At 72.2% G+C, this 17,573-nt stretch carries 15 protein-coding genes; 1 reads left to right on the top strand and 14 read right to left on the bottom strand.

All coding sequences use genetic code 11. The annotated features are described in order from the left end of the window. The 14 genes from ftsZ to mraZ all read right to left on the bottom strand — a co-directional run. Positions 1-1,046 (bottom strand): cell division protein FtsZ (gene ftsZ, locus AW273_RS22125; RefSeq protein ID WP_062351101.1); only part of this gene is annotated, 1,046 nt, incomplete at its 3' end. A 188-nt stretch (positions 1,047-1,234) separates the two neighbouring features. Continuing rightward, complete coding sequence (locus AW273_RS22130) at positions 1,235-1,969, bottom strand: cell division protein FtsQ/DivIB (protein ID WP_062351104.1); 735 nt, start codon at positions 1,967-1,969, stop codon at positions 1,235-1,237. Next, a complete protein-coding gene (gene murC, locus AW273_RS22135) occupies positions 1,966-3,363 on the bottom strand; it encodes a UDP-N-acetylmuramate--L-alanine ligase (protein ID WP_062351107.1) in 1,398 nt (465 codons plus the stop codon). The genes AW273_RS22130 and murC overlap by 4 nt, the downstream gene beginning before the upstream one ends. After that, positions 3,360-4,439 carry an undecaprenyldiphospho-muramoylpentapeptide beta-N-acetylglucosaminyltransferase gene (gene murG / locus AW273_RS22140; protein WP_062351122.1) on the bottom strand — a complete coding sequence of 360 codons (1,080 nt, stop codon included), beginning with the start codon at positions 4,437-4,439 and terminating at the stop codon, positions 3,360-3,362. Before murG ends, murC begins: the two co-directional genes overlap by 4 nt. A gap of 42 nt (positions 4,440-4,481) precedes the next feature. Further along, on the bottom strand, positions 4,482-5,735 hold the full coding sequence (gene ftsW / locus AW273_RS22145; RefSeq protein WP_062351125.1) for a putative lipid II flippase FtsW: 1,254 nt from the start codon (positions 5,733-5,735) through the stop codon (positions 4,482-4,484). After that, entirely contained in the window at positions 5,732-7,093 is a 1,362-nt protein-coding gene (gene murD / locus AW273_RS22150) for a UDP-N-acetylmuramoyl-L-alanine--D-glutamate ligase (protein ID WP_062351128.1), read from the bottom strand. The genes ftsW and murD overlap by 4 nt, the downstream gene beginning before the upstream one ends. Continuing rightward, a complete protein-coding gene (gene mraY, locus AW273_RS22155) occupies positions 7,075-8,151 on the bottom strand; it encodes a phospho-N-acetylmuramoyl-pentapeptide-transferase (protein ID WP_062351131.1) in 1,077 nt (358 codons plus the stop codon). The genes murD and mraY overlap by 19 nt, the downstream gene beginning before the upstream one ends. Beyond that, positions 8,148-9,527: a UDP-N-acetylmuramoyl-tripeptide--D-alanyl-D-alanine ligase gene (locus AW273_RS22160; protein WP_062351134.1), complete on the bottom strand. Its 1,380-nt coding sequence runs from the start codon at positions 9,525-9,527 to the stop codon at positions 8,148-8,150. The genes mraY and AW273_RS22160 overlap by 4 nt, the downstream gene beginning before the upstream one ends. Continuing rightward, positions 9,524-11,035 (bottom strand): UDP-N-acetylmuramoyl-L-alanyl-D-glutamate--2,6-diaminopimelate ligase, encoded by a 1,512-nt coding sequence (locus AW273_RS22165; protein ID WP_062351571.1) that lies wholly within the window; start codon positions 11,033-11,035, stop codon positions 9,524-9,526. Before AW273_RS22165 ends, AW273_RS22160 begins: the two co-directional genes overlap by 4 nt. A gap of 67 nt (positions 11,036-11,102) precedes the next feature. Further along, positions 11,103-12,818, bottom strand: a complete 1,716-nt coding sequence (locus AW273_RS22170) for a peptidoglycan D,D-transpeptidase FtsI family protein (protein ID WP_500778876.1) — start codon at positions 12,816-12,818, stop codon at positions 11,103-11,105. Continuing rightward, positions 12,773-13,579 (bottom strand): hypothetical protein, encoded by an 807-nt coding sequence (locus AW273_RS38740; RefSeq protein ID WP_157556039.1) that lies wholly within the window; start codon positions 13,577-13,579, stop codon positions 12,773-12,775. Before AW273_RS38740 ends, AW273_RS22170 begins: the two co-directional genes overlap by 46 nt. A gap of 387 nt (positions 13,580-13,966) precedes the next feature. Beyond that, positions 13,967-14,485 carry a cell division protein FtsL gene (ftsL, locus tag AW273_RS22180; protein WP_062351141.1) on the bottom strand — a complete coding sequence of 173 codons (519 nt, stop codon included), beginning with the start codon at positions 14,483-14,485 and terminating at the stop codon, positions 13,967-13,969. Positions 14,486-14,493: 8 nt separating this feature from the next. Then, positions 14,494-15,453 (bottom strand): 16S rRNA (cytosine(1402)-N(4))-methyltransferase RsmH, encoded by a 960-nt coding sequence (gene rsmH, locus AW273_RS22185; RefSeq protein ID WP_062351144.1) that lies wholly within the window; start codon positions 15,451-15,453, stop codon positions 14,494-14,496. 284 nt (positions 15,454-15,737) lie between these two features. Next, complete coding sequence (gene mraZ, locus AW273_RS22190; RefSeq protein WP_030450330.1) at positions 15,738-16,169, bottom strand: division/cell wall cluster transcriptional repressor MraZ; 432 nt, start codon at positions 16,167-16,169, stop codon at positions 15,738-15,740. Positions 16,170-16,579: 410 nt separating this feature from the next. Here mraZ and AW273_RS22195 point away from each other — a divergent pair, with 410 nt between their 5' ends. After that, positions 16,580-17,566, top strand: a complete 987-nt coding sequence (locus tag AW273_RS22195; RefSeq protein WP_062351147.1) for an AAA family ATPase — start codon at positions 16,580-16,582, stop codon at positions 17,564-17,566. Positions 17,567-17,573: the final 7 nt, after the last annotated feature.

Genomic DNA, 17,573 nt, shown 5'->3' on the forward strand with positions numbered 1-17,573 from the left:
GCGGCGGCCTGCGTCTGGGCCGGACGGCCCGCGGCGGCGGCCGGGGCGGCGGGCTGCGGACGCGCGGTCTGCTGCGGCACCGGCTGGGCGCGCACCGGCTCGGGCTCGTCGAACCCGGCCGCGATGACCGTCACGCGCACCTCGTCGCCGAGGGCGTCGTCGATGACCGTGCCGAAGATGATGTTGGCGTCGGGCGCGGCGGCGTTGGAGACGAGCTGCGCGGCCTCGTTGATCTCGAACAGGCCCAGGTCGGAGCCGCCCGCGATCGAGAGCAGCACGCCGTGGGCGCCGTCGATGCTGGCCTCCAGCAGCGGGCTGGAGACGGCCATCTCGGCCGCGGCGACCGAGCGGTCGTCGCCGCGCGCGTGGCCGATGCCCATGAGGGCCGAGCCCGCCCCCGACATGACCGACTTCACGTCGGCGAAGTCGAGGTTGATCAGGCCCGGGGTGGTGATGAGGTCGGTGATGCCCTGGACGCCCGAGAGCAGGACCTGGTCGGCCGCCTTGAAGGCGTCGAGCACGCTGACCTGCCGGTCGCTGATCGACAGCAGCCGGTCGTTCGGGATGACGATGAGGGTGTCGACCTCGGCGCGGAGATTCTCTATTCCGGCCTCCGCCTGCATCGCCCGCCGCTTGCCCTCGAAGGAGAAGGGACGGGTGACCACACCTATTGTCAGCGCGCCGAGCGAGCGGGCGATGTTGGCCACGACGGGCGCGCCGCCGGTGCCGGTGCCGCCGCCCTCACCTGCGGTGACGAACACCATGTCGGCGCCCTTGATGACCTCTTCGATCTCCTCGCGGTGGTCTTCGGCCGCCTTGCGGCCCACCTCGGGGTTGGCGCCTGCGCCGAGGCCGCGGGTGAGCTCCCGGCCGACGTCGAGCTTGACGTCGGCGTCACTCATCAGCAGCGCCTGGGCGTCGGTGTTGATGGCGATGAACTCGACGCCCTTGAGTCCCTCCTCGATCATCCGGTTGACGGCGTTGACTCCGCCGCCGCCGATGCCAACGACTTTGATGACCGCGAGGTAGTTCTGCGGTGCTGCCACGACGAGGGGCCTTTCCGCTCGCTTACATATGTCCGTCACGGGCGGGTGCCCGCACTAGCCAACTCTCACCCTCAAGTTGAGATTTAGAGTTATGTCAACCTGAGGATTGATACGGACAGTAGGGTTGCGCCCCGCCAGGGTCAACTCACCGCGCCGCAACCGGCCCGGCGTGTCGTGAACACGTCTCCTCAGCGTACGGTGACGACTTCCGGAGAGCTCACGTCGAACGTCTGGGCCCGCTGGTCCAGCAGCCCGAGAAGGATACGGGTCTTGTCGGCCGCGCGCTCGGGCCCGCCGAAGACGACGGTGCGGCCGTCGGAGAGCAGCAGGGTCACCGAATCGGCCGTCTTGGCCTGCACCTCGTGGACCTTGCGCAGCAGATGGTCGGGCAGCACCCCGAGCACGGTCAGCGCGGCCCGCACCGCCGGGTCCTGCGGGTCGAGGCGCGGCAGCCGGACCACCGGCAGCCGGGGCGGGGCGACCGCGACGATGTCGAGCACCACGCCGTACCGGTCGACCACGGCCGACTTGCCGTTCATCGGCACCGAGGCCAGCGCGGTGCGCTCGCGGATCCTGATGACGACGGTGCCCGGCCAGACCCGCTCGACCTTGGCCGACTCGACCTCGGTCACCGCGGCCACCCGCTGCCGGACCGCCTCGGTGTCGACCGTGGCCATCGGCGTGTCGAGCGGCAGCGCGGCGGCCTGCTCGATCTGCTCGGCCGCCAGGCCCAGCACGCCCTCGACCCGGATCTCCTTGACCCCCAGCACGGGCGACAGGAACACCAGCCACCCCGAGACCGCCAGCGTGCCGCCGGTGATCAGGGCCGCGGTGGCGAACCGCCAGATGCCCGGCCGCTTGCGGACCGCCCGCTCGGCGGCGGGCGGCCTGTCGGTGAGCGCCGGAGCTTCCGAAGGGGTCACCGCGACCGCAGCTCCGCGACGATGCGGGGGCCGAGCTCGGTGACGTCGCCGGCGCCCATCGTGAGCACGATGTCGCCGGGACGGGCCCGCTCGGCGACCAGCGCCGGGACGGCCGCCCGGTCGGGCGCGTAGGCCACGTTGCCGGCCGGGAGCGTCACCTTGCCGGCCACCAGCGCGCCGGAGACCCCAGGCTCGGGGTCCTCGCGGGCGCCGTACACGTCCAGGACGATCGCCTCGTCGGCCAGGCCGAGCGCGGCGCCGAACTCGTCGGCGAAGAAGCGGGTGCGGCTGTAGAGGTGGGGCTGGAAGACGGCGATGACCCGGCCCGCCCCGGCCACCACGTCGCGGGCGGCGCGCAGGTCGGCGGCCAGCTCGGTCGGGTGGTGGGCGTAGCTGTCGAAGACGGTGACGCCGTCGGCCTCGCCCTTGGACTCGAACCGCCGCTTGGCCCCGGTGAAGGCGGCCAGGCCGTCTCTGACCTCGTCGAACGGCAGGCCGAGGTCGAGGGCGACGGCGATGACCGCGGTGGCGTTGAGGGCGTTGTGGCGGCCCGGCACCGACAGGCGGACCGCGCCGTGGCCCTTGAGGGTGAACTCGACGCCGAGGCCGCGCGGCACCACGTCGCAGATGCGCAGGTCGGCCTCCTCGCCCTCACCGTAGGTGACGACCTTCAGGCCCCGCGCGCGGGCGATCGGGGCCAGCGCGGCGGCGCCCGGGTCGTCGGAGCAGAGCACGATCGTCTCGCCGACGCGCTCGACGAAGCGGGCGAAGCTGTCGTAGACGGCCTGCGGCTCGCCGTAGTTGTCGAGGTGGTCGGGCTCGACGTTGGTGACCACCGCGATGCGCGGGGCCAGCATCAGGAACGAGCCGTCGCTCTCGTCGGCCTCGGCGACGAACGCCCGGCCGGTGCCCTCGTCGGCGCCCAGGCCCGTGGTGACGAGCTGGCCGCCGACGCAGTAGGACGGGTCGGCGCCGCACTTCTGCAGCGCCACCGTGAGCATCGAGGTCGTGGTCGTCTTGCCGTGGGTGCCGGCGACGGCGACCCCGGTCTTGCCGGTCATGACGGCCGCGAGCGCGGCGGCGCGCGGGATGATGCGCACGTTCTGCCGCAGCGCCTCCCCCAGTTCGGGGTTGGAGTCGCGGATCGCGGTGGAGACCACGACCGTGTTGACGTCGCGGATGTGCGAGGCGGCGTGGCCGACGTGGACGGTCGCGCCCAGCTCACGCAGCTCGGTCAGCAGGTCGGAGCTGCGGGCGTCGCTGCCCGAGACGGCCACCCCGCGCTTGAGCAGGATGCGGGCGATGCCGGACATGCCGGCGCCGCCGATCCCGATGAAGTGGACCCGCCCGAGTTCCTCGGCGGGGATGGGCTCAACCAGTTTGACCAGACTCATCGGGCTGCGATCTCCAGAACCTTGCGGGCGAGCGTCACGTCGGCGTCCTTGCGTCCCATCCGGGCGGCGGCCTCCGACATGGCCGCTATCCGGTTGGGGTCGTGGAGCAGGGGCGCGAGGTTGCGCATGATCCAGTCGGGGGAGAGCTCGGCGTCGTCGACCATCAGGCCGCCGCCCGCCCGCACGATCGGCTCGGCGTTCAGGCGCTGCTCGCCGTTGCCGTGGGGCAGCGGCACGTAGGCGGCCGGGAGGCCGACGGCGGTCAGCTCGGCGGTGGTCATCGCGCCGCTGCGGCAGAGCACCAGGTCGGCGGCGGCGTAGGCCAGGTCCATGCGGTCGACGTAGGGCAGGATGACGTACTGCGGGTCGCCGGGCGGGGGCTCGACCTCGACGGTGTTCTTCGGGCCGATCACGTGGATGACCTGGATGCCGGCGCGGCGCAGGTAGGGCTCGGCGTTGAGGGCCGAGTTGTTGATCGAGCGGGCCCCCTGGGAGCCGCCGAACACCAGCAGCGTCGGGCGGTCGCTCTCCAGGCCGAAGTAGGACCGCGCCTTGTCGCCCAGCGAGAACCGGTCGAGCGTTGAGACGTCTTTGCGGAGCGGGATGCCGACGTGCTCGGCGTTGGGCAGCGGCGTGTCGGGGTGGCCGGTGAACACGTGGGTCGTCAGCCGCGCGCCCAGCCGGTTGGCCAGGCCCGGGCGCGGGTTCGCCTCGTGCACGACGATCGGCACGCCCTTGCGGCGCGCCCCCAGGTAGCCGGGCGTGGCGACGTAGCCGCCGAAGCCGACCAGGATGTCGGCCCCCACCCGCTCCAGGATGTTGCCCGCGGCGCTGATCGCCCCGGCGAGCCGCCCCGGCACGGTCAGGAGCTGAGGCGTCAGCGCGCGGGGCAGCGGAACCGCGGGCACGAGCGCGAGCTCGTAACCCCGGGCCGGGACCAGCCGCGTCTCCAGGCCGCGTTCGGTGCCGAGGCAGGTGATGCCGATCGACGGGTCGAACTGACGAAGCGCGTCGGCCAGCGCCAGCGCCGGCTCGATGTGGCCGGCCGTCCCGCCGCCGGCGAGGACAACCCTCATGTCTCTCCCTAGTCGTGCTATGGACCGATTCGCCCAGGGCGGTCAGGTCTTGAGGCCAAGCCAGCTTAGAGCCCGTGCGGCCGGGCCGGGGCCCCGTGCGGCCAAGGCCTCGGCGGCCCCCGGCTCGCGTTTGGCGAACGACAACAACATGCCAAGCGCGGCGAGCGTCGGCAACAGCGCCGATCCGCCGTAGGAGACCAGGGGCAGCGGGATGCCGGTGATCGGCAGCGCGCCGATGACGGCGCCGATGTTGACGATCGCCTGCCCGCCGATCCAGGCCGTGCAGGCCGCCGCGGTCAGCCGGATGAACGGGTCTCTGGTCCGGGAGGCGATGCGCAGCCCGGCGTAGCAGAGCAGGCCGAACAGGGCGAGCACCGTGAGGGTGCCCATCAGGCCGAGCTCCTCGCCGAGGATCGCGAAGATGAAGTCGCTCTCGCCGTGGGGCAGCCAGTCCCATTTCTGCCGTGACGACCCGAGGCCCAGCCCGAACCAGCCGCCCGACCCCATCGCGATCTGCCCCTGGGCGGCCTGGTAGCCCGACCCCTGCGCGTTGCCCCAGGGATTCAGCCAGCCCTCGATGCGGTCGGACCGATATCCCTCAGAGATGATCATGAAGACGGTGGCCATGGCGAGGAGGGACAGGATGCCGGCGAAGAGCCGTACCGGAGCCCCGACGACCCACAGCAGCGCCAGGAAGATGATCATCAGCACGATCGTGGTGCCGAGGTCGCGGCCGAGCATGACCAGCACGGCCAGGATGGCGACGCCGGGCATCAGCGGGACCAGCAGGTGCCGCCACTCGATCATCCCGTTGCGCGCCCTGCGGGCGAGCAGGTCGGCGCCCCAGATCACCATGGCCAGCTTGGCCGGCTCCGACGGCTGGATGGTCAGGCTGCCGATGTAGATCCAGCGCTGCGCGCCGAGCTCGGCGGAGCCGATGAAGATGGTCATGACCAGGCCGATGATGGACAACGCCATCAGCGGATATCCGGCCAGCCGGAAGTAGCGCTGCGGGAGCTTCGAGCAGACGTACATGAGCGGCAGGCCGAGCCCGACCGACAACGACTGCTTGAGGAACCAGTAGAACGGGTCGCCCATCATCTGCAGCGCCTCGATCGACGAGGCCGACAACACCATCATCAGGCCGAGCGCCAGCAGCAGGGCGCTGCAGCCGAGGATCAGGTAGTAGGAGGTCAGCGGGCGGCTCAGCAGCTCGCGCAGGGCGCCGAGCTGGGTCGCCGCCCACGACGGACGCGACCGGGTCTGGGTCTCCTCCGCCTCCTGGGTGGCGGTCACCGCTCTTCCAGGGTGCGAACGGCGCGCGCGAAGGCGTCTCCCCGCGCGCCGTAGTTGGCGAACATGTCCAATGACGCCCCGGCGGGGGCCAGCAGCACGGTGTCACCCGGGGAGGCGAGCCGGGCGGCTTCGGTGACGACACGGTCCATGACCCCAGTGTCTTCCCCGCCGACCTCCACAACGGGAACATCCGGCGCGTGTCGCGCGAGCGCCTCGGCGATCCTGGCGCGGTCGGCGCCCAGCAGCACCGCGCCGCGCAGCCGCTTGGCGGACCTCGCGACCAGCTCCTCGACGTCGGCCCCCTTGAGCTGCCCGCCCGCGACCCACACGATCGAGCCGTACGCCGCCAGCGACGCCCCCGCCGCGTGGGGGTTGGTGGCTTTGGAGTCGTCGACGTAGGAGACCCCGTTCACGGTCGCCACGTGGGCGATCCGGTGGGGGTCGGGGGTGAACGCCGTCAGGCCCTCGCGCACCGCCTCGGGCGGCACGCCGAACGACCGGGCGAGCGCGGCGGCGGCCAGCGCGTTGGCGACGTTGTGGGGCGCGAACGGCCTGATGTCGCCCAGCGTGGCCAGCTCGACCGCCGAGGTGCGCGGGTCGTCGACGAAGGCCCGGTCGACCAGCAGGTCCTCCACCACGCCCAGTTCCCCCGGCCGGGGCACCTGGAGCGTGCAGCCCACCGAGTCGTAGGGCTCGGCGAGCCGGGCCGACCAGGGGTCGTCGGCGTTGTGCACGACCACGCCGGCGTTGGCGAAGATGCGGGCCTTGGCGGCGGCGTACTCCTCGAAGGAGCCGTGCCAGTCGATGTGGTCGGGCGCGACGTTGAGGATCGCGGCGGCCGCCGGGGCGACGCTGGACGACCAGTGGAGCTGGAAGCTCGACAACTCCACGGCCAGCACGGTGGTGTCGCCGGGGTCGAGCACCGCCTCGATGATCGGCGTGCCGACGTTGCCGACCGCGAGCGGCCGCTCCCCCGCCTTCTCCAGGATGGACGTCAGCATCCGCACAGCCGTCGTCTTGCCGTTGGTCCCGGTGAGCGCCAGCCACGGCGCGGCGCCCTCGTGGCGCAGCCGCCAGGCCAGCTCGACCTCGCCGATGACCTCGACGCCGGCCGCCGCCGCTTCGAGCAGCAGCGGGTGGTCGGGCCGCCAGCCGGGCGAGGTGACGACCAGTTCCACCTTGTCGGGCAGCCCGGCGGCCTTCTCGACCCCCAGATCGGCCAGCTCCGCGGGGAGCGGCCGGTCGGACTGCTCGACCACGACGACCCGCTCGCCGCCCAGGGCCAGGCCGCGCGCGGCGGCGGTGCCCGAGACGCCGAGCCCGGCGACGACGACACGGCTCACGTCTTGGGCATCCATTCCACGTAGAAGAGACCGAGCCCGGCCGCGGCGCACAACATCGCGATCAGCCAGAACCGGACCACGATGGTGGTCTCGGCCCAGCCCTTGAGCTCGAAGTGGTGCTGGAGGGGCGCCATCCGGAAGATGCGTTTCCTGGTCATCTTGAAGAACCCGACCTGGATGATCACCGAGGAGGTGATGATGACGGTCAGGCCCGCCAGGAGCAGCAGCAGGAGCTGGGTGCGGGTGGTGATGGCCAGACCGGCGATCACGCCGCCGAGGGCCAGCGACCCGGTGTCGCCCATGAAGATCTTGGCCGGGGGGGCGTTCCACCACAGGAACCCGATCAGCGCGCCCAGCACGGCGGCGGCGACGACGGCCAGGTCGAGGGGGTCGCGCACGATGTAGCAGTTGGGCCCGAGGATCGCGGTCGTGCAGCTGTTGCGGAGCTGCCAGTTGCCGATGAGCACGTACGACGCCAGCACCACGCCGGTCGCCCCGGAGGCGAGGCCGTCGAGGCCGTCGGTCAGGTTCACCGCGTTGGAGAACCCGACGATCATGATGAGCACCCAGATGATGAAGCCGATGAGCCCGATCGGGGGACCGAAGTCGCGGAGGAACGACAACCGCGTCTCGGCGGGGGTGACCGCGTAGGCGTTGGGGAAACGCACCACGAGGACGGCGAAGACGACGCCGACGAGGAGCTGGCCGAGGGCCTTGGCGCCCGACCGCAGGCCCAGGCTGCGCTGCTTGTAGATCTTGATGAAGTCGTCGAGGAAGCCGACCACGCCCAGGCCGGTCATGAGGAAGAGGACCAGGAGGGCGGAGGCGGTGGGGGGCGAGGGGTTGGCCGACAACATGGTGGCCAGGTGGGCCACGGCGTAGCCGAGGAGGGCGGCGATCACGATCACCGTGCCGCCCATGGTGGGCGTGCCCTTCTTGTCGTAGTGGCCCTGGGGGCCCTCCTCGCGGATGTTCTGGCCGTAGCCGCGCCGCCCGAACAGCCGGATCGCGATGGGGGTGCCGAGCATCGAGACGACGAGCGCGACCGCTGCGGCGACGATGATGTCTCTCACCGGGCGTCACCCCCCGACCCCGTGGTCAGCAGCGCTTCGGCGACCTTCTCCAGCCCGGCGGCCCGGGGTCCCTTGATCAGCACGACGTCTCCCGGCGCGAGGCGGCCGGTGAGCTCGGCCACGGCGGCCTCGACGTCGGGGGCGTGGATCGCGTCGGGGGCGCCGGCGATGATCTGCCCGGCGTCGTCGCCCACGACCACCAGGGCCTCCAGACCGGCTCCCGCGGCCAGCCGGCCGACCCCCGCGTTGAGCTCGGCGGCGTCGTCGCCCAGCTCGCGCAGGGAGGCCACGACCGCGAACTTGCGGCGGTGGCCGGCCAGGGCGTGCATCGCGGCGAAGGCGGCGCGCATCGAGTCGGGGTTGGCGTTGTAGGCGTCGTTGATCACGGTCACGCCGTCGGCGCGGTCGGTGACCTCCATCCGCCAGCGGCTGCGCGGCTCGGCCAGCGACAACTCCTCGGCGATGGCGGCCGGCGACAGCCCCAGCTCGTGGGCGGCGGCCGCGGCGGCCAGGGCGTTCTCGACCGCGTGGGCGCCGTGCAGGCGCAGCGCGACCTCGGCCTCGCCCGAGGGGGTGTGGAGGGTGAACCGGGCCCGGCCGCGGTCGTCGAGGGTCTCGTGGGAGGCGCGCACGTGCGCGCCGCGCGAGCGGCCGAAGTAGAGGACCCGCGCCCGGGTGCGCCCGCTCATCGCGGCGACCAGCGGGTCGTCGAGGTTGAGCACCGCGACGCCCGAGGAGGGCAGCGCCTCGGGCAGCTCGCCCTTGGCCCGCGCGATGGCCTCCTTGCCGCCGAACACGCCGAGGTGCGCGGTGCCGACGTTGAGGACCACCCCGATGGACGGCGGGGCGATTCCCGCCAGATAAGCGATATGTCCGGCATTACGCGCCGAAAGCTCCAGCACCAGGAACCGCGTGTCCTCATCGGCCTTGAGCACCGTGAGGGGGTGCCCGATCTCGTTGTTGTACGACCCCACCGGCGCCACCGTTGGACCGATCCTGGCCGTCAGCCGTGCCAGGAGGTCTTTGGTCGACGTCTTGCCGGCCGACCCGGTCACGCCCACCACGGTCGCCTTCGGCAGGTTCGTGACGACGGCGTTGGCCAGCTTCGCCAGCGCCGCCACGACGTCGCCGACCACGACGGCGGGCCCGTCGACCGGCCGGGAGGCCAGCACGGCGGCCGCGCCCGAGGCGAGGGCCTGGGCGGCGAAGTCGTGGCCGTCGGCCCGCTCGCCCCTGATCGCGGCGAACAACGACCCCGGCTCGGCGGCCCGCGAGTCGATCACGACCGGGCCTCTCACGACGGCGCCCGGGTCGGCCTGGCCCGTGAGGGCGCCCGATGTGATCTCTGCGACCCGGCCCAGCGGCAACGGGATCATGCGTTCCTCCTGCTGATGGCGGCGGCGACCACGTCACGGTCATCGAACGGGACGACTTCGCGGGCGAAGTACTGCCCCTGTTCGTGGCCCTTCCCGGCCACGACGACGACGTCGCCCCGGCCGGCCCTGGAGATCGCCAGGTCGATCGCGGCGGCCCGATCGGGCTCGACGACCACGCGCGCGCGATCCTCGCGCGGCACGGCCAGCGCGCCGTCGAGCATCGCGGCGATGATCGCGAGCGGGTCTTCGCTGCGGGGATTGTCACTGGTGAACACGGCCACGTCGGCCAGCCGCGCGGCGGCCTCGCCCATGAGGGCGCGCTTGCCGCTGTCACGGTCGCCGCCGCAGCCGAGGACGACCGTCAGAGTACCGTCGGTGACCTCGCGCAACGCACGCAGCACCGACTCGACGGCGCCCGGTTTGTGGGCGTAGTCGACGATCGCCTGGAACCCGTCGCCGCCCGGCACCCGCTCCATCCGCCCCGGGACGCCGCGGAACCCGCTCACCCCGTGGACGGCGGTCTGCAGCGGCACCCCCGACTCCACGAGCGCCACGAGCGCGCCCAGGGTGTTGGCGACGTTGAACGGCCCCGGCAGCCCGACGGTCACGTCGGCCTCGACCCCGCCCGGCCCGACGACCCGGAAGGAGCTCCCGTCGGCCCCGAGCCGGACGTCGGCTGCCCGCCACTCGGCGTCGGCCGCGCCCTCGGCGGAGAACGTGGTGACCGGGATCTTCACGAACCCGGCCAGCTCGCGCCCGTGGGGGTCGTCGACGTTGATCACGCCGAGCCGGGAGAACTCGGGCGTGAACAGGCGGGCCTTGGCGGCGAAGTAGTCGTCGAAGTCCTTGTGGAAGTCGAGGTGGTCCTGCGACAGGTTGGTGAAGATCGCGACGTCGTAATAGAGGCCCTCGACCCGGCCCAGCGCCAGCGCGTGGCTGGAGACCTCCATCGTCGCGGCGGTCACCTTCTGCTCGCGCATCAGCGCGAACAGGCCCTGCAGGTCGCTGGCCTCGGGGGTGGTGAGCTCGGGCTTGATCGTGACGTCGCCCGCGTGGATCTCGACGCCGCCGACCAGGCCGGTGCGGTGCCCGGCCGCGCGCAGCCCCGCCTCAAGCAGGAACGTCGAGGTCGACTTGCCGCTGGTGCCGGTGACCCCGATGACCGGGATGTCGGCGGCCGGCTGGCCGTAGACCCAGGCGGCGACCTGGCCGAGCACCGCGCGCGGGTCGGGCAGCACGAACACCGGCAGGCCGGTCTCGGCGGCCATCTCGGCGCCGTCGTGGTCGGTCAGGATGGCGCTCGCGCCCGCGCCCATGGCGGCCGAGCTGAAGGTGGCGCCGTGAGCGGTCTTGCCCTGGACGGCGACGTAGAGGTCGCCCCGGCGGACCCGGCGGGAGTCGATCGTGACCCCGGTGACCACGCCACGCCCCGCGCCGGCGACCGACTGCACGCCGAGCAGGGCCGTCAGCCCAGAGAGCGGGCGCGGCGGGCTGGACGACGGGCGCATCTGCTGATCCGGAGAGGGCCGGGCGGTGCGGTCGGGCTCGTTCACGGCGAGAGCGTATCGTTCCCGGTCACCGGAGAAGGCTCGTCGACCCGGTCGGCGGGATTTTCTTGGTCTTCAACGCAAAAGTCATGACTTCCTGGAAAACGGGCGCGGCAATCGTACCGCCGTAATGGTCTTTTTTCGGGTCCTGAATGACGGCCAGGGCCATCAGGCGGGGCGCTTCGGCGGGGGTGAAGCCGACGAAGGTCGCCGTATAACCGCAGTATCCGCCACATTTCTGGTCATAGCGCATGGCGGTTCCGGTCTTGCCCGCCACCCGATAGCCCTCGATGGCGGCGGCGCCACCGGTTCCGTCGGCTCCGGCGACCGCCTTCTCGAGCATGCCGGCGAGCTGGCGGGCGGTCAGCTCGCTGATCACCCGGGTCTGCTTCGGCGCGGCGGCCGGGACCAGGTGGCCCTTCTCGTCGGTGGTGCCCGCGACGATCGAGGGGGTCAGCCGCACGCCGCCGTTGGCGATGGTCTGGTAGACGCTGGCCATCTGGAGGGCGGTGACGGAGATGCCCTGGCCGTACATGATGGTGCAGCGCTGGGAGCCGCTCCAGTCCTGCCAGTCGGGCAGCAGGCCGGCCTCCTCGCTCGGGATGCTCCCGCCGCTCTTGGCGCCGAAGCCGAAGGCCGTGAACATGTTGTGCAGCCGCTGATCGGTGATCTTGGTGCCCGCCATGATCGTGCCGACGTTGCTCGACTCCTCGAGGATCTGGGCGAAGGTCATCTGCTCGGTCGGGTGGGGGTGGGCGTCGCGCAGCACCTTGTCGGCGCACTGGATGTTGTCGGGCACCGTGAACAGCGTCGACGGCGCGACCACGCCCGCCTCCAGCGCGGCGGCGGCGGTGATGACCTTGTTGGTGGAGCCCGGCTCGAACACCTCGGCGGCGGCCTTGTTGCCCCGGTCTTCGGCGCGGGTGGCCTGCCAGTTCCGCAGGTCGACCTCGGGCGCGTTGGCCATGGCGAGGATCTGCCCGGTCTTGACGTCCATGACGATGACGCTGCCGCTGCGCGCCCCGACCGCCTTGACCTGCTTGGCGATCGCCTCGTAGGCGGCCCACTGGATGTAGCGGTCGATCGTCAGCCGCAGGTCGCGGCCCGGCACCGGCGCCACGCGGGTGCTGCGCGTCATCGGGATGCGCTCGCCGCCCCGCCCGATCTCGATGCTCTGCTGGCCGTCCTGACCCGCGAGCGTCTTGTTGTACGCCTGCTCCAGCCCCTCCAGCCCGAACCCGTCGTCGCCGACGAACCCGACCAGCCCGCCGGCCAGCGTGCCGCCGGGATAGAGCCGCCGGTACGTGGGCTTGGAGCCCACCCCGCGGAAACCCATGCCCATGATCTTGCGGGCGACCAGCGGGTCGACGTCGCGGGCGACGACCAGGTAGCGCTTGTCGACCTGGGCGAGCTTGGCGGCGATGCCCTCCTTGGGCTTGCCGAGCTCGGCCGAGAGCGTGGTGGCGATCAGCTCCCGCTGGGTCTCCTTGACCTCCTTGGGGTCGAGGTAGATCTCCCGCGCGTCGGCCGTGACGGCCAGCTCGTTGCCGTTGACGTCGGTGATCGACCCCCGCTTGGCCGGCAGGACCTCGGGCGTGACCCGCTGGTCGGCGGCCTTGGCCTGGAACGTCTTGGAGTTCAGCCCCTGAAGCTGCACCAGCCGCCCGGCGAACAGCGACAACACCACGGCCATGGCCATCAGCGCGATGTTGATCCGCCGCCGCGGACTCCCCAGCCGCAACACGGCGGGCCTCGGCGGCGGCCCCGGACGGCGCGGCGGCCCCCCGGGCCCGGCGGGACTCCGGCGCGGCGGCCCGTCACCGTCCCGCCCCCGGACCGGCCGCTCCCCCGGCCGCAGAGGCCGGACCGGCCTTTCTCCGGGGCGCACCGGCCTCCCCGCCCCGTCCCGCCCGCGAGCACCCTCACGAAGCGGCCCGTCGGCCGGGCGGCCACCCTCACGAAGCGACCCGCCGGAGGTGCGTCCGCCGCGAAGCGGCCCGTCGGCCGTGCGGCCGCCGTCACGGGAAGGTCCGTCACCGGCCCGCCCGCCCGCGCGGGAACGCCCGTCGGCGGAGCGCACGTCATCCCTGGTATCCCTGGAATCCCTGGACCGGCCTTCGCCGTCGCGTGCCCGCCCGGCGCCGTCACGGCTCCGGCCGTCGTCGCGAAGGACGGAGTCACCGCCGCGCCCGCCGTCACCGGCAGACCCTCTGTCGCGGGAACGCGCGCCGCCGTCACCGGCCCGCCCACCATCACGAGAACGCGGGCCACCGTCAGCAGCCCGGCCGACATCACGCGAACGCGGGCCGCCATCAGCAGCCCGCCCACCATCACGGAAACGCGCGCCGCCATCAGCAGCCCGTCCACCATCACGTGAACGCGGCCCACCGTCAGCAGCCCGCCCACCATCACGCGAACGCGGGCCGCCGTCAGCAGCCCGCCCGCCGTCACGGGAGCGTGCGCCACCATCAACAGCCCGCGCACCATCACGCGAACGAGAGCCACCGTCAGCAGCCCGCCCGCCGTCACGCGAACGCGGGCCACCATCGGCAACCGGCCCGCCGTTACGCGAACGCGGGCCACCATCAGCAGTGCGCCCGCCGTCGCGGGAGCGTGCGCCGCCCTCGGCGGGGCGGCGGTTGTCGCGGGAGGTCTCAGGCCGGTCGTCGTCGTGGCGGCGTGGATCGTCGGCCGGACGGCCCTTGCGGGGGCCGCCCGGTTCGGTGTCGGCCTCGCGGGAGCGTCCGGCGTCGTCGGGGCGACGGGGGCGGCCCGGTCCGTCGGCGCGGCCCGGGTGGGAGCCCGAGCCCGAGGCGCGGCGGCCGTCGCGTGGGCCCCGGTCGCCGGGGCCACCCGGCCGGCCCGGGGACGGTGGGCGGCCGCCGCCACTGCTCACTGCGCGCTGCTCCCCGTCTCCGATGCGTCCGCCGCGCCGCCGGGCTCGGTGCGGCCCGACGTGGTGGGCCCGGCGTCGTCGGCCGCCGGCGTGTGGCCGCCGCCGACCCACTTGGGGGCCGACTGGTCGGGTGAGACGCCGTGCTGGACGGCGCCCTTGGCGACCGCGTCGGGCTGGCGGGCGTCGCGGATGCGGCCCTTCTCGGCCTCGGCCTGCTGGCGGAGCTGCTCGTTGACGCGGCGCAGCTCGTTGTGCTTGAACGAGTCCTGCGCCAGGACCGTGTTGAGCAGGAGCAGGCTGACGAGACCGCCGCCGAGCAGGCCGACGACGAGCATGACGAAGGGCGCCCTCGGCGGGCGCCGCCGTTCGGACGGCGGTTGCGGCGCACGGCGGGCGACCGGCGTCTCGGGCCGCTCGACCGGGCGGGCGTGGGTCACGGGACCGCGCGGACGACGGCGGACGTCGGGCTTGGCGCCGGGCTTCACGCCGGTCTTCGGGTCTTTCAGTGGGCTCATCGTTGGCCTCATCCCTGGCGGATCCTCTCTGCCGCCCGCAACCGGGCCGAGGCGGCCCGCGGGTTGCGGGCCAGCTCGTCGTCGTCGGGGAGCTCTGCCCCCCTCGTCAGGTGACGGAACCGGGGCTGGTGAGCCTCCAACGGGACGGGCAGCCCGGGAGGGCCGGTGTCCCTGGTTCGCGCCGCGAGGACCTGCTTGGTGAGCCGGTCCTCCAAGGAGTGGTAGGAGAGCACGACCACGCGCCCGCCCACCGCGAGCGCGTCGAGCGCGGCGGGCAGGGCCACGTCGAGGGCGGCCAGCTCCGCGTTCACTTCGATGCGCAACGCCTGGAAGGTTCGTTTCGCCGGGTTGCCGCCGGTGCGGCGGGTCGCGGCGGGGATCGCCTCGCGGACGAGGTCGGCGAGGCGTTTGGTCGAGGTGATCGGTTCGACGGCCCGTTCCTTGGCGACCCGCTCGGCGATGCGCGCGGCGAAGCGTTCCTCGCCGAAGTCGCGCAGCACCCGGGCCAGGTCGCGGGGTTCGTAGGTGTTCACCACGTCGGCGGCGGTCAGCTCCTGGTCGCGGTCCATGCGCATGTCGAGGGGCGCGTCGTAGGAGTAGGCGAACCCGCGGCCGGCCTCGTCGAGCTGCGGCGAGGAGACGCCGAGGTCGAACAGCGCGCCGTGGATGACGGGGTGGCCGCTCTCGGCGAGCACCCGCTCCAGGTCGCTGGAGACGGCGCGGACGATGGTCGTGCGGGCGGCGTAGGGCGCCAGCCGTGCGGTGGCGTGGTCGATGGCGAACGGGTCGCGGTCGATGCCGATGAGGTGCACGTCGGGATGGGCGGCGAGGATCGCCTCGGCGTGACCCCCGAGGCCCAGGTTGGCGTCGACGACCACCGGGGACGGCCCGGTGAGCGCCGGAGCCAGCAGCTCCAGCACACGGCCGAGCAGCACCGGAACGTGCCCACCGGTGTTCTGGTCGGTCATTCGTCGTACACCCCCATGAAAGGAAGGCAGGTCGTGGCTCGCGCCGCGGATCCGCCTCGAACGATTGCCGCTTCCGGGCTCGCGGTCGCGGCGCCCCGTCGGCTAGACAGTCCCCACCCTCGGTCGACTGCGCCGCAGAGAACTATGGCGGAGAGCCGACCCGTCCGGCCAGGTCCCCATCCGCGGACCGCGTCTCGTGGCACCTGACACCGGGGAAGGTGCATCAGGTACCCGGCGGGCGGGTGGAGACCTCGCCGAACGTCACCGACGGGTCATTTGAAAGGTCACAGGATCCCTGGCAACACCTCCTCGGAAAGGTCGGCGAATGCCTGCTCCTGGTCGGCGAGATAGGCCTCCCACGCCGGGGCGGCCCAGATCTCCAGCCGGGTGTTGGCGCCGATGACCACGCAGTCACGATCGAGCCCGGCGTACTGGCGCAGGCCGGACGGGATGGTGACGCGCCCCTGTTTGTCGGGGGTCTCATCGGAGGCACTGGCGAAGAAGACGCGGCTGTAGTCGCGGACGGCCTTGGCGGTCACCGGCGCGGTGCGCAAAGCCTCAGTGATGCGCTGGAACTCCTCTACGGGGAAGACGTAGAGGCAGCGCTCCTGGCCTTTGGTGATCACAAGACCCTCCGCCAGCTCCTCGCGATACTTCGCCGGCAGGAACAGCCGTCCTTTGTCATCGAGGCGCGGGTGGTGAGTGCCGAGGAACATCGGCGCCACCTCCCGTGCCATGGGGAACACGAAGCCCTACAGCCACGGTCCTCCATTGGGCTCCACCATACTCCACTTCTCTCCACCGTCAACTGATTCAAACGGTATGACGATCTCGTTTATCGGGCGTTTTCGCAGGTCAAATGCGGTGGTGCGAAGTGGGGGGCCGGAGCGGCGCGGGCGTGTCGCGCTCACCGGCGTCAAAGGGAAGGCGTCAAGTCGCGGACCCGGCGTGTCACGGAATCAGGACTGACGTACCACAGGATCCGGACCGCATAGCACGACACTGTGGGCAGTTCACGCTTCTTTCTGCACAAAGTCGCCCGAGAACCACGTGCGGCATAGTCTCGGTACACACAATGGATGGAAATGGCAAACCCCCAGCAATACGGCACGCCCTTGGAGGCCCGGTGGCAGTAACTCACGGCGTCGGTGACAAAACCGGCTCGGAGAGTCTCAACGAGCTGGTCGAGACCGCGCACCGGATCCGGGACGCGATCGAATCCGTCATCGAAGGCAAGAGCGACGTGGTTCGGCTGACGCTGACCGTATTGCTCGCGGAAGGTCACCTTCTCATCGAAGACGTACCGGGTGTGGGAAAGACGATGCTCGCCAAGGCGCTGGCGAAGTCGATCGACTGCCCCATGCGCCGCGTGCAGTTCACCCCCGACCTCCTCCCCTCCGACATCACCGGTGTGAGCGCCTACAACCAGCAGACCCGGGAGTTCGAGTTCAAGCCCGGGCCGGTGTTCGCCAACATCGTGGTCGGCGACGAGATCAACCGGGCCTCGCCGAAGACCCAGTCGGCCCTCCTGGAGTGCATGGAGGAGCGGCAGGTGACCGTCGACGGGCTCACCCACCGGCTCGACGCGCCGTTCATGGTCATCGCGACCCAGAACCCCATCGAGATGGAGGGCACCTACCCCCTCCCCGAGGCGCAGCGCGACCGGTTCACCGCGAAGATCGCCATGGGCTACCCCGAGCCGGTGGCCGAGCTCGAGATGCTCGACGTGCACGGCGCCTCCCAGCCGCTCGACAAGCTGGAGCCGGTCGCCACCACCGCCGAGGTGAAGGCGCTGATCGAGGCGGTCCGCGCGGTCTACGTCTCGCAGCCGGTGAAGAAGTACGCCATCGACCTGGTCACCGCCACCCGCCAGACCCCCGACCTGCGGCTCGGCGCCTCCCCGCGCGCCACGCTGCAACTGGTCAGGGCGGCCCGCGCGCACGCCGCGCTCTCCGGCCGCGACTACGTGATCCCCGACGACCTCCAGGACCTGGCGACGCCGGTCCTGGCCCACCGCCTGCTGCCCAGCATGGAGGCGCAGGGCCAGCGGCGGACGCCCGAGCAGTCGCTCGCCGAGCTTGTGCGCCGCGTCCCGGTGCCCGACACGAAGTAGGACTCCT

It is taken from the genome of Herbidospora yilanensis (assembly GCF_001570565.1).
Taxonomy (GTDB): domain Bacteria; phylum Actinomycetota; class Actinomycetes; order Streptosporangiales; family Streptosporangiaceae; genus Herbidospora; species Herbidospora yilanensis.

What these genes read in the sequence shown, in the direction of transcription:
- rsmH (WP_062351144.1), bottom strand. Translation starts at nt 15,453, where the DNA reads ATGACCGACCAGAACACCGGTGGGCACGTTCCGGTGCTGCTCGGCCGT.
- murC (WP_062351107.1), bottom strand. Translation starts at nt 3,363, where the DNA reads ATGAGTCTGGTCAAACTGGTTGAGCCCATCCCCGCCGAGGAACTCGGG.
- murD (WP_062351128.1), bottom strand. Translation starts at nt 7,093, where the DNA reads ATGGATGCCCAAGACGTGAGCCGTGTCGTCGTCGCCGGGCTCGGCGTC.
- ftsL (WP_062351141.1), bottom strand. Translation starts at nt 14,485, where the DNA reads ATGAGCCCACTGAAAGACCCGAAGACCGGCGTGAAGCCCGGCGCCAAG.
- AW273_RS22165 (WP_062351571.1), bottom strand. Translation starts at nt 11,035, where the DNA reads ATGCGCCCGTCGTCCAGCCCGCCGCGCCCGCTCTCTGGGCTGACGGCC.
- murG (WP_062351122.1), bottom strand. Translation starts at nt 4,439, where the DNA reads ATGAGGGTTGTCCTCGCCGGCGGCGGGACGGCCGGCCACATCGAGCCG.
- mraZ (WP_030450330.1), bottom strand. Translation starts at nt 16,169, where the DNA reads ATGTTCCTCGGCACTCACCACCCGCGCCTCGATGACAAAGGACGGCTG.
- AW273_RS22160 (WP_062351134.1), bottom strand. Translation starts at nt 9,527, where the DNA reads ATGATCCCGTTGCCGCTGGGCCGGGTCGCAGAGATCACATCGGGCGCC.